8 protein-coding genes are annotated in these 12,434 nt (G+C 65.2%); 5 read left to right on the top strand and 3 right to left on the bottom strand.

What is annotated here, in order from left to right; translation table 11 throughout:
• Positions 1–204: 204 nt before the first annotated feature.
• Positions 205–753 carry a DUF992 domain-containing protein gene (locus CQW49_RS16180; RefSeq protein ID WP_003611676.1) on the top strand — a complete coding sequence of 183 codons (549 nt, stop codon included), beginning with the start codon at positions 205–207 and terminating at the stop codon, positions 751–753.
• Positions 754–918: 165 nt separating this feature from the next.
• Here the strand turns inward: CQW49_RS16180 and CQW49_RS16175 are convergent, their stop codons facing one another.
• From CQW49_RS16175 to CQW49_RS16165, 3 genes are read right to left on the bottom strand one after another with little or no spacing between them, the layout of a single operon-like run.
• A complete protein-coding gene (locus tag CQW49_RS16175; protein WP_003611678.1) occupies positions 919–1,653 on the bottom strand; it encodes an SDR family NAD(P)-dependent oxidoreductase in 735 nt (244 codons plus the stop codon).
• Positions 1,650–2,204: a Uma2 family endonuclease gene (locus tag CQW49_RS16170; RefSeq protein ID WP_003611680.1), complete on the bottom strand. Its 555-nt coding sequence runs from the start codon at positions 2,202–2,204 to the stop codon at positions 1,650–1,652. Before CQW49_RS16170 ends, CQW49_RS16175 begins: the two co-directional genes overlap by 4 nt.
• A gap of 42 nt (positions 2,205–2,246) precedes the next feature.
• On the bottom strand, positions 2,247–2,858 hold the full coding sequence (locus CQW49_RS16165) for a DUF938 domain-containing protein (RefSeq protein ID WP_003611682.1): 612 nt from the start codon (positions 2,856–2,858) through the stop codon (positions 2,247–2,249).
• A gap of 245 nt (positions 2,859–3,103) precedes the next feature.
• On the opposite strand from CQW49_RS16165, the gene fdhF reads away from it, so the two are divergent.
• The 4 genes from fdhF (at position 3,104) to clpX (ending at position 12,261) form a co-directional block, all read left to right on the top strand.
• Positions 3,104–5,980: a formate dehydrogenase subunit alpha gene (fdhF, locus tag CQW49_RS16160; RefSeq protein WP_003611684.1), complete on the top strand. Its 2,877-nt coding sequence runs from the start codon at positions 3,104–3,106 to the stop codon at positions 5,978–5,980.
• Between the two features lie 530 nt (positions 5,981–6,510).
• Entirely contained in the window at positions 6,511–9,333 is a 2,823-nt protein-coding gene (secA, locus tag CQW49_RS16155; protein ID WP_003611686.1) for a preprotein translocase subunit SecA, read from the top strand.
• A gap of 107 nt (positions 9,334–9,440) precedes the next feature.
• Positions 9,441–10,661, top strand: coding sequence for a 6-phosphofructokinase (locus CQW49_RS16150; protein WP_003611687.1), 1,221 nt, complete (start codon positions 9,441–9,443; stop codon positions 10,659–10,661).
• Between the two features lie 337 nt (positions 10,662–10,998).
• A complete protein-coding gene (gene clpX / locus CQW49_RS16145; RefSeq protein WP_003611689.1) occupies positions 10,999–12,261 on the top strand; it encodes an ATP-dependent Clp protease ATP-binding subunit ClpX in 1,263 nt (420 codons plus the stop codon).
• The last annotated feature ends 173 nt before the right edge of the window (positions 12,262–12,434 follow it).

Here is a 12,434-nt window from a genome sequence, read left to right as displayed (position 1 = left end):
GCGCGTCCGCCCCGCGCTTGAAATCGGATCGCCGCCTCGCGCCCGCAAGGGCCGGCGGGCTGCGTGAACGGACGCACTTCCAACCGGCGTCATAGATTGCTATCTGACAGCCGAGGACAAGGCGTATTATTGGCCGAAGCGCGGCGTTGGGCCGCCGCCCGTCCCAGCGTGGGATGGGCCTTCGAGCGACGGGGGAAGAGTCTCATGAGTAAATCGATCAAATCTTTGGCGCGGCTCGCCGCGCCGGCGGGCCTCGCGGCCCTTCTGGCGGCGCTCGCGCCGGCCTCGGCCTCGGCCGAAGCCTATGCCGGCTCTCTCGAATGCTCGTTCGCGGGCGCGGAGGGCGGCCTCGCCGTCGAGAGCCTGAAGCTCGATTGCTATTACGAGGACGAGAACGACGCTCCAGCCGAGCATTATGTCGGCGAGCTGACCAATGTCGGCGCGGTGATCGGCGTGACCGGACCGGGCGATCTCGCCTGGGGCGTGGTGGTCGAGAGCGGCAAGGTCGGCCAGGGCGCGCTCGCCGGGGAATTCGTCGGCGCGCATGGCGCTTTCGCGGTCGGCGGCGGCTTCGGCGCCACGGTGCTGGTCGGCGGCTCGAACGACTCGGTGTCGCTGCAGCCGATCGCGGTCCAGGGCGGCACGGGCCTCAATATTTCGGCGGGCATCGCTCATCTGACACTGACCTATGCGCCGGCGCCGCAGCCCCGCCATCACCGCAAGCACCATCGCCGGCTCATCACCAAGCCGTGAGGTGGATGGGCGAAGGGCGTATTCGCCCATCGCCTCGACGCCTTGCGAGGAGCGCAGCGGCGAAGCAATCCAGGGGCCGCCCCGCGGCTCTAGATTGCTTCGCTCCGCTCGCAATGACGGCCGATTCCTCGCCGCATGCCATTGCGAGGAGCGCAGCGATGACGCTCAGTCTTCGAATTCGATCAGCCGATCGGTGGGAAAGTCATAGAGCTTGCCGGTCTCGGCCCAGTCGGGCCGGCACAGCGCCGCGAGCCTCGGCGCGAATTCCTCCGGCGTGCGCAGCGTCTGCGGATCTTCGCCCGGCATGGCGGCGGCGCGCATGTCGGTGCGCAGCGGGCCGGGATTGGCGAGCATCACCTTCACATTGGACGTATTGACGGTCTCGGCCGCATAGGTGCGGGCGAGCGCGTTGACCGCCGCCTTGGAGACCGCATAGGGCCCCCAATAGGCCTTGATCCGCCAGGCGGCGCCCGAGGTGACGAACACGCAGCGCCCGGCGTCCGACGCGCGCAGCAGCATGTCCATCGCCCGCACCAGCCGCCAATTGGCGGTGACATTGACGTCCATGATGCGCGCCCATTGCTGGGGCTCGACATGGGGAAGCGGCGTGAGCGGTCCGAGCAGGCCCGCATTGCCGACCAGAATATCGAGCTTCTTCCAGCGCTCGTGGATGCAGGCCCCGAGCCGATCGAGATTGTCGAACTCGGCGACGTCGAGCGGAACGATCGTCGCCTCGCCGCCGAAGCCGGTGATCTCGTCATAGAGAAATTCGAGCGGTCCCTGCGCGCGCGCCAGAGCGACGACATGCGCGCCCTCCCGCGCGAGCTGCAAAGCGACGGCGCGGCCGATGCCGCGCGACGCGCCGGTGACGAGAGCGACGCGACCGACGAGCGCGTTCATGCGAATATCTCCGTGAGGGTGAGGTCGAGGCCGGGCGGATCGAGCCGGATCGCGCCTTCGGTGACGATGCGCAACAGGATCGGCTCATCGGCGCCTTGCCGGCGGTAATGCAGGACCGTGCGTCGATCGAGATCGACGACGAGATAGTGAACGAGGCTCTCGAGCTTGAAATAGCCGGCGAGCTTCACGCTCTTGTCGATGTGGCGCGAGGAGGGCGACAGAACCTCGACGATGACGACGGGCGCGGGCGAGAGCATGGCGTCGGGCGCGATCGGGTCTCCGCAGTTCACCAGCACATCGGGCTCATAGACCGTCTGCGCGTCGATCGCGACGCCGAGGCCATCGACATAGGATTTACAGGGCGCGCCGGCGTCTTTGATCGCCCGTGCCAGAGCCTGCCAAATCGACGCCTTGGCGTCGACATGCGCGGCGCGCTCCGGCGCCATGGCGACGATCTCGCCATCGATGAGCTCGTAGCGGCCCCGCTCCTGGCGTTCGGACCAGACGAGAAAATCGGCAATGGCCATGCGTTTGACGGCGGGGGCGTTCATATTTCCTCATCTAGCACGCCGCCGCGCCGCGGCGCGAGCCGCTCACGCCCTCAGACGAAACACGAGGGCGAGATTATTCGCCGGCATCTCGACGATGCGCGGCGCCGAGAACCCGTTCTTCGCCGCGCAGGCGGCCACCGCCTCGAGGTCGCGCACGCCCCAGGCGGGATTGGTCGCGCGCAGGCTGGCGTCGAACTCGACATTGCTCGGCGCCGTATGGGCGCCGCCCTGCTTATAGGGGCCGTAGGTGACGAGCGGCGCGCCGTCGGGAAGCAGCGTCGCCGCGGTCGCGAACAGGCTCTCGCTCGCCTCCCAGGGCGAGATATGGATCATATTGATGCAGACGAGCGCGTCGATGCGATCGATGGGCCAGGGCTGGCGCACGTCGAGCTCGAGGGGCGCGAGGACATTGCCGAGCCCGGTCGCGGCGATCCAGGCGGCGACGCTCGCTCGCGCCCGGGCGTCCGGGTCGGAGGGCTGGAAGGTCAGCGCCGGCAGGTTCTGCGCGAAATGCGTCACATGCTCGCCCGTGCCGCTGGCGATCTCCAGCACGAGGCCCGACGCCGGCAGCTCCGCGCGCAGCACGTCGAGGATCGGCCCGCGATTGCGCTGCGCGGCGGGAGCAAAGAGGCGATCATCGGCGGCGTCTGACATCGGCGGCCCTGCGTTTGGCGCCGACGTCGCGCCGGCGCAAGGGGGGAAGCAAGAGCGAGGCCGAAGTCTCGCATCGCTATATAACCGCACGACCTATTACATGATATCTATATGATAAATATCGTTAAACGATCTAACACCTATCGACGATAGAAAAAGGCGATGGCCATACCGGACTCGATTATTGATTATCGCTATGCAATCGATATTCATAACGTAGCGAAGGCAGTTCCCGGGGCGCGGCCATGACACTGATCAAGGAAATCGATTTCGGCACTCCCGCCTCCACGTCGGAGAAGATGGTCAGCTTCACCATCGACGGGAAGGAATGCTCCGCGCCCGAGGGAACCTCGATCATGCGGGCGGCGACGGCCGCGGGCGTCGACATACCGAAACTCTGCGCCACCGACAGCCTGAAGGCCTTCGGCTCCTGCCGGCTCTGCGTGATCGAGATCGAGGGCCGCTATGGAACGCCGGCGTCCTGCACGACGCCGGTGGCGCAGGGCATGGCGGTGAAGACGCTGACGCCGCGGCTCGACAAGATCCGCCGCGGGATCATGGAGCTCTACATCTCCGATCATCCGCTCGACTGCCTCACCTGCGCCGCCAATGGCGATTGCGAGCTGCAATCCATGGCCGGCGCCGTCTCACTGCGCGAGGTGCGCTACGATCAGGGCGCCAATCACGTCTTCGCGCGCAATCACGGCCGCATCAATCCCGAGTGGAAGCCGAAGGATACGTCCAACCCTTATTTCACTTATGACCCATCGAAGTGCATCGTCTGCAATCGCTGCGTGCGCGCTTGCGCCGAGACGCAGGGCACTTTCGCGCTGACGATCGACGGGCGCGGCTTCGACAGCCGCGTCTCTCCGGGCGTGAACGAAGCCTATTTCGAGTCCGAATGCGTCTCCTGCGGCGCCTGCGTGCAGGCCTGTCCGACCGCCACTTTGATCGAGACGTCGGTGATCGAGAACGGCCAGCCGGAGCATTCGGCGGTCACGACCTGCGCCTATTGCGGCGTCGGCTGCGCCTTCAAGGCCGAGATGCGCGGTGAAGAGATCATCCGCATGGTCCCGTGGAAGGACGGCAAGGCCAATCATGGCCACAGCTGCGTCAAGGGCCGCTTCGCCTATGGCTATGCGCTGCATCGCGACCGTGTGACGAGCCCCATGATCCGCGAGAAGATCACCGATCCCTGGCGCGAAGTCTCCTGGGAGGAGGCGATCGCCCATGCGGCTTCGGAGTTCAAGCGCATCCAGGCGAAATATGGACGCAATGCGGTCGGCGGCATCACCTCCTCGCGCTGCACGAGCGAGGAGACCTATCTCGTCCAGAAGCTCATTCGCAGCGGCTTCGGCAACAATAATGTCGACACTTGCGCGCGCGTCTGCCATTCGCCGACCGGCTATGGGCTGAGCCAGGCGTTCGGCACATCGGCCGGCACGCAGGATTTCGATTCCGTCGACGATTCCGACGTCGTTCTCGTCATAGGCTGCAATCCGACCGATGCGCATCCGGTGTTCGGCTCACGGATGAAGAAGCGGCTGCGCGAGGGCGCGAAGCTCATCGTCATCGATCCGCGCCGCACCGAGCTCGTGCGCTCGCCGCATATCGAGGCCGATTTCCATCTGCCGCTGCGGCCCGGCACCAATGTCGCGGTCGTCACCGCGCTCGCTCATGTGATCGTCACCGAAGGGCTCGTGAACGAAGCGTTCGTGCGCGCGCGCTGCGACTGGGACGAGTTTCAAGATTGGGCCGATTTCGTCGCCGAGCCACGCCATAGTCCCGAGGCGATCGAGACGCTCACCGGCGTCGCGGCCGCCGATATTCGCGGCGCGGCGCGGCTCTACGCCAGCGGCGGGCGCGCGGCGATCTATTATGGGCTGGGCGTCACAGAGCACAGCCAGGGCTCGACCACGGTGATGGGCATCGCCAATCTCGCCATGGCGACCGGCAATCTCGGCCGCCGCGGCGTCGGCGTGAATCCGCTGCGCGGGCAGAACAATGTGCAGGGCTCCTGCGACATGGGCTCATTCCCGCACGAGTTCCCCGGCTATCGCCACGTCTCCGACGACAAGGTGCGCCAGAGCTTCGAGGAGGCGTGGGGCGTCGCGCTCGATCCGGAGCCGGGCCTGCGCATCCCCAATATGTTCGACGCGGCGGTCGAGGGAACGTTCAAGGGCATGTATGTGCAGGGCGAGGATATTCTGCAGTCCGACCCCGACATCAAGCATGTCTCGGCCGGACTCGGCGCGCTCGAATGTCTCGTCGTGCAGGATCTCTTCCTCAACGAGACGGCCAATTACGCGCATGTGTTCCTGCCCGGTGCGAGCTTTCTCGAGAAGGACGGCTCTTTCATCAACGCCGAGCGCCGCATCCAGCGCGTGCGCCGGGTGATGAGCCCCAAGGCGCGCTACGCCGATTGGGAGGCGACGCAGCTCTTCGCCAATGCGCTCGGCTGCAATTGGACCTATGCGCATCCGAGCGAGATCATGGACGAGATCGCGCGGCTGACGCCGGCCTTCCGCAATGTCTCCTACGCCAAGCTCGACGAGGTCGGCTCGGTGCAATGGCCCTGCAACGACGCTTCGCCGGAAGGCATGCCGATCATGCACATCGAGAGCTTCGCGCGCGGCAAAGGAAAATTCGTCATCACCGAATATATTCCGACCGAGGAGCGCACCGGGCCGCGCTTCCCGCTGCTGCTGACGACGGGACGCATTCTCTCGCAATATAACGTCGGCGCGCAGACGCGGCGCACCGAGAACAGCCAATGGCATCCGGAGGATGTGCTGGAGATTCACCCGCATGACGCCGAGCTGCGCGGCGTGCGCGACGGCGATTGGGTGCGCGTGCAGAGCCGCGCCGGCGAAACCACCTTGCACGCCAGGATCACCGATCGCGTGGCGCCCGGCGTCGTCTACACGACCTTCCACCATCCGCTCTGCCAGACCAATGTGGTGACCACCGATAATTCCGACTGGGCCACCAATTGCCCGGAATACAAAGTGACGGCGGTGCAGATCTCGCCCTCCAACGGCCCCACCGAATGGCAGGAGCGCTACCGCGACCTCTCCGAGACCAGCCGCCGCATCGCCGCCCCGGCCGCGCCCGGAGAGTGAACGCCGCGCCCCTCTCTCCTCCTCCCCGCTTCTCTAGGAGAGAGGGGGCGCGGCGGCGTCGTTCCCCTCATGTTCCGGCTTTCCCAGCCGTCGCGACGTGGGTGGCCGCGACGGCTGGTCTGCTTCACCGAAATCGATGAGCTTCGAGAAAGAGTGAGCCTGAAGGCTCGCAGTTTTGGGGCTCCAACGGCGCCTGCCGCCTCCTCTTCCCGCCAGAGCGGAGAGGTCGCGGCAGGCGCCGCCACTGGACCGCGAGCCCTCAGCCTCGCTATTCCTGCCCAGTCGAAGCAGCTGAATCGCTCGTCCCCGCTTCGAAGCTCTTCGCCGTGGACCGCCGCCGACCGATTGATTGACAAGGGCTCGGGCGCCTCTTATCTGTCGCGCGTCATCGCAGCGCCGGCCCCTCGGGGCGCGGCCGCGCGGTCGCGCCCCGCCGCCTTTCGAAAATAGATTTCCAAATCGAAAGGAAGTTGTGCGAAAAGGCGGCCAGCCCCGGCCTCCGCCGGAGGCTCATCTGGAAGGGTTCCCGCATGCTCGGCGCCATCGCCAAGAAGATTTTCGGCTCGGCCAACGATCGCCGTCTCAAGACCTATCAGCCGAAGGTCAAGGCGATCAATGCCTTGGAGAGCGAGCTCGCCGCCCTTTCCGACGACGAGCTGCGCGCACGCACGCAAGAGTTTCGAGAACAGCTCGAGAACGGCCGCAAGCTCGACGATCTTCTCGTTCCCGCCTTCGCCACGGTGCGCGAGGCGGCCAAGCGCGTGCTCGGCCAACGACATTTCGACGTGCAGCTGATCGGCGGCATGGTGCTGCACGAGGGCGCGATCGCCGAGATGCGCACCGGCGAAGGCAAGACGCTGGTCGCGACGCTGGCCGTCTATCTCAACGCGCTCGCCGGGCGCGGCGTTCACGTCGTCACCGTCAACGATTATCTCGCCCGCCGCGACGCCGAATGGATGGGCCGCGTCTATCGCTTCCTCGGCATGAGCGTCGGCGTCATCGTCCATGATATTTCCGACGAGGACCGCGCCGCGGCCTACGCCAGCGACATCACCTATGGCACCAACAACGAGTTCGGCTTCGACTATCTGCGCGACAACATGAAATATGAGCTGGCGCAGATGGTGCAGCGCGCGCATGTCTTCGCCATCGTCGACGAGGTCGACTCCATTCTGGTGGACGAGGCGCGCACGCCGCTCATCATCTCCGGCCATTCGGACGACAAGTCCGACCTCTACAACGCCATCGACAAGCTCATTCCCAAGCTCGACAAGGATGATTTCGAGCTCGACGAGAAGCAGCGCACGGTCAATCTGACCGAGGCCGGCAACGAGCATATGGAGGAGCTGCTGGCCGAGTCCGGCGTGCTCGTCGAGGGCGCGCTCTACGAGGCGCAGAACGTCACGCTCGTTCACCACGTCAATCAAGCGCTGCGCGCGCACAAGCTGTTCCAGCGCGACAAGGATTATATCGTTCGCAAGGGCGAGGTGGTGATCATCGACGAGTTCACCGGCCGCATGATGCCGGGCCGCCGCTATTCGGAAGGGCTGCATCAGGCGCTCGAGGCCAAGGAGCATGTCGCCGTCCAGCCGGAGAATGTGACGCTCGCCTCGATCACCTTCCAGAACTACTTCCGCCTCTATGAGAAGCTCGCCGGCATGACCGGCACGGCCTCGACGGAATCGGAGGAGTTCGCGGAGATCTACCGGCTCGACGTCGTCGAGATTCCGACCAATCGTTCCGTGCAGCGCATCGACGAGGACGACGAGGTCTATCGCACCGGCAAGGAGAAGCTCGACGCCATCGCCGCCGAAATCGAGGAGGCGAGCGCCAAGATGCAGCCGCTTCTGGTCGGCACGACGTCGATCGAGAAATCCGAGCAGCTCGCCGAGTTCCTGGCCTCCAAGGGCTATAAGCAGATCGACTTCTCCGATCCGACCAAGGCGCTCGCCAAGCTCTATGAGGCGGCGCATTCGGGCACGCCGTCGCGTCTGTTCGCCGTTCTCAACGCGCGCTTCCACGAGCAGGAGGCCTATATCGTCGCCGAGGCCGGCGTGCCCGGCGCGATCACAATCGCCACCAACATGGCCGGCCGCGGCACCGACATTCAGCTCGGCGGCAATGTGGAGATGCGCGTCGCGCAGGAATGCGCCGCGCTCGACGGCGCTCCGCGCGAGGCGAAGGAAGCCGAGATCCGCGCCGAGGTCGCCGAGTTCAAGGAAAAGGCGATCGCCGCCGGCGGCCTCTTCATCATCGGCACCGAGCGGCACGAGAGCCGCCGCATCGACAATCAGCTGCGCGGCCGCTCGGGCCGCCAGGGCGACCCCGGCCGCTCGAAATTCTTCCTGTCGCTGCAGGACGATCTCATGCGCATCTTCGGCTCGGAGCGCATGGACAAGATGCTGGTCAGCCTCGGCCTGCAGGAGGGCGAGGCGATCGTCCATCCCTGGATCAACAAGGCGCTGGAGAAGGCGCAGCACAAGGTCGAGGCGCGCAATTTCGACATCCGCAAGAACATATTGAAATTCGACAACGTCATGAACGACCAGCGCAAGGTGATCTTCGAGCGCCGGCGCGAGATCATGGCGGAGGAGAGCGTCGAGGAGACGGTGAACGAGATGCGCGAGGATGTCGTCGCGCAGCTCGTCGCGGAGCATATTCCCCGTGACGCCTACGCCGAGTCCTGGGACGTCGAGGCTCTCGCCGATGAAGCGCGCGCCAAGCTCAATCTCGATCTGCCGATCGAGGATTGGGCGAAGGAAGAGGGCATCGCCGACGAGGAGATCAAGGAGCGCCTGCTCAACGCGGCCAACGAGTCCTACGCCGAGCGCGTCGAGCGCAACACGGCGCAGCTCTCGCGCATGATCGAGAAGCAGGTGGTGCTGCAGGCGCTCGATCAGCTGTGGCGCGATCATCTCGTGGTGCTCGACCATCTGCGCCAGGTGATCGGCTGGCGCGGCATGGCGCAGCGCGATCCGCTCAACGAATACAAGTCCGAGGCGCTGGAGCTGTTCCGCAGCCTGATGACGCATTGGGACGAGGCCGTCACCTCGCAGCTGATGCGCGTCGAGGTGTCCTTCGAGGCGTCGCCCGCGCCGACCGAGCTGCCGCCGATGGAATATGTCCATCCGGACCCGAACGCCGCCGGCGCGGAGCAGAGCGCGCTCGCCGATCTCAATGCGCGGCTCGCCGCCGCCGATTTCTCGCCGCAGGCGATGGGCGCGGCCGAGGTCGCCGAGGCGCCGGAGCGCGATCCGGCAAATCCGGCGAGCTGGGGCAAGGTCGGCCGCAACGAGCCCTGCCCCTGCGGCTCGGGCAAGAAGTTCAAGCACTGCCACGGCGCATTGGTGTGAGTAGGGAGTAGGCAGTAGGCAGTAGTGAGCAAGCCTCTCGGCTCTCCGCTCCACGCCGCTACTGCCGACTCCCTACTCCCTATTCCCTACTCACTCGGAGCCGATCCTTGTCCGACATCGACTTCTCCAAGGTCCTCATCGCGCAGGGCGGCGGCCCGACCGCCGTCATCAATCAATCACTGGTCGGCGCGATTCTCGAGTCGCGCAAGTTCCGCTGCGTCGATCGCGTCTATGGGGCGCTCCACGGCGTGCGCGGCATCGTCAATGAGGACTTCGTCGATCTGACGCAGGAGACGACGCATAATCTCGAAATGGTCGCCTGCACGCCCTCCTCGGCGCTGGGCTCCACGCGCGACAAGCCGGACCTCAAATATTGCCATGAGATCTTCGAGGTGCTGCGCGCGCATGGAATCGGCTGCTTCTTCTATGTCGGCGGCAATGACAGCTCCGACACCGTGCGCATCGTCTCGGAAGAAGCGCAGAGGGCGCGCTATCCGCTGCGCGTGATGCATATTCCGAAGACCATCGACAATGATCTGATGATCAACGACCACACGCCCGGCTTTCCCTCCGCGGCGCGCTGGGTGGCGCAGGCCTTCGCCGGCGCCAATCTCGATAATTGGGCGCTGCCCGGCGTCTATATCGCCGTGGTGATGGGCCGCCACGCCGGCTTTCTCACCGCCGCCTCCGCGCTCGGCAAGAAATTCCCCGACGATGGGCCGCATCTCATCTATGTGCCCGAGCGCGCGTTCGACACCGAGAAGTTCCTCGCCGATGTGAAAGCGACGATGGACCGCTACGGCCGCTGCGTCGTCGCCGTGTCCGAAGGAATCGCCGACGCGAATCACACGCCGATCGCGGCCAAGCTCGCCGAGCAGATCGAGAAGGACGCGCATGGCAATGTGCATCTCGGCGGCGGCGCTCTCGCCGACATGCTGACCGAGCTCGTCAAGACCAAGCTCGGCTTCAAGCGCGTGCGCGCCGACACTTTCGGCTATGTGCAGCGCAGCTTCGTCGGCTGCGTCTCCGACGTGGACCAGCGCGAGGCGCGCGAGGTGGGCGAGAAGGCGGTGCAGCTCGCGCTATGGGGCGACCGCGACGGCTCCGTGACGATTCACCGCACTGGCTTCTACTCGGTCGATTACCAGCTCACGCCTCTGGAGGCGGTCGCCGGCAAAACCAAGGTCATGCCCGACGAGTTCATCAGCGAGAGCGGGACCGATGTGACCGACGCGTTCAGGCTCTATCTGCGTCCGCTGCTCGGCTCCGGAATGCCCGACGCTTTTCGTCTGCGACACAATCATGTCGCCAAGATTTTGAAAAAGTGACAGCGCCGCGGGAGGCCCGGAGCCGCCGAGCGCCCGCCGAGCGCCAACGGAAGTTGTTGATTTTATAATTGGTTCGATTCGGGGAAGGGTTCGTTGACCGGAAATCGTCCTCCACCCCTACCCAAGGCTCGATTCTTGCTTGATTTATGACCGGGCGTCGTGGTTGCATAGTGCGTCGAGACTTATAAACTGAGGTCCGAGCACGACGCCGAAGCGTCGCGGGTCCCGGCGGAACGACAGGCGGAGCGCTGCTTGCACGTTTTGTTAGGCCGACGCTGATATCGAGTGTGGTTGGTTCGATTCGCATCTGCGGGCCGATCCGTCAGGAGACTGGAACATGAGCAAGGTCGGCAGCAGCGATTCGAAGAACACGCTCTACTGCTCCTTTTGCGGCAAGAGCCAGCACGAGGTGCGCAAGCTCATCGCTGGGCCGACGGTGTTCATCTGCGACGAATGCGTCGAGCTGTGCATGGACATCATCCGCGAGGAGAACAAGTCCATCGTCAAGCAGCGCGACGGCATTCCGACGCCGCGCGAGATCTGCAAGGTGCTGGACGATTATGTGATCGGCCAGGCGCAGGCGAAACGCGTGCTGTCGGTCGCGGTGCACAACCACTATAAGCGGCTCAATCACGCGACCAAGCACGGCGACGTCGAGCTCGCCAAATCCAACATTCTGCTCATCGGCCCGACCGGCGTCGGCAAGACCATGCTGGCGCAGACGCTGGCGCGCATTCTCGATGTGCCCTTCACCATGGCCGACGCGACGACGCTCACCGAGGCGGGCTATGTCGGCGAGGATGTCGAGAACATCATTCTGAAGCTGCTGCAGGCCTCCGACTATAATGTCGAGCGGGCGCAGCGCGGCATCGTCTATGTCGACGAGATCGACAAGATCTCGCGCAAGTCCGACAATCCCTCGATCACCCGCGACGTGTCGGGCGAGGGCGTGCAGCAGGCGCTGCTGAAGATCATGGAAGGCACCATCGCCTCCGTGCCGCCGCAGGGCGGGCGCAAGCATCCGCAGCAGGAGTTTCTGCAGGTCGACACGACCAACATCCTGTTCATCTGCGGCGGCGCCTTCGCCGGACTCGAGAAGATCATCTCCTCGCGCGGCCGCGGCACCTCGATCGGCTTCGGCGCCACCGTGCAGGCGCCGGACGAGCGCCGCACCGGCGACATCTTCCGCCATGTGCAGCCGGAGGATCTGCTGAAGTTCGGCCTGATCCCGGAATTCGTCGGCCGTCTGCCGGTGATCGCGACGCTCGAGGATCTGGACGAGGAGGCGTTGAAGCGCATCCTCACCGAGCCGAAGAATGCGCTGGTGAAGCAATATCAGCGACTGTTCGAGATGGAGAGCACCGAGCTGACCTTCCAGGACGAGGCGCTCTCCTCGGTCGCGCGCAAGGCGATCGAGCGCCACACCGGCGCGCGCGGCCTGCGCTCGATCATGGAAGGCATTCTGCTCGACACGATGTTCGAGCTGCCGGGCCTCGAAGGCGTCGAGCAGGTCGTCATCGGTCCGGAAGTGGTCGAGGGCAAGGCGCGGCCGCTCTACATCTATGCCGAGCGCAACGAGAAGAGCGGCGCCAGCGCGTGACGCGAATTTCGGCAGGAGCGGCCGCATTCTTCGCCGCTCCCGCCCGCGACCAAGTCGCAGTCGGTTGTTTTTCCAGCGTTCTTGAAGTGCGGCGCCGCCAGGCCCATTTGTTGCGTAGAGCCTTCAAAGCGCGAGCGGCGAAGGCGGCTGTTTCAGTCGGCGACTAGCCCGGA

The organism is Methylosinus trichosporium OB3b (assembly GCF_002752655.1).
GTDB classification, from domain to species: domain Bacteria; phylum Pseudomonadota; class Alphaproteobacteria; order Rhizobiales; family Beijerinckiaceae; genus Methylosinus; species Methylosinus trichosporium.
Note: the sequence above shows the minus strand (reverse complement) of the source record. Positions and strands in the feature narration are given on the sequence as shown.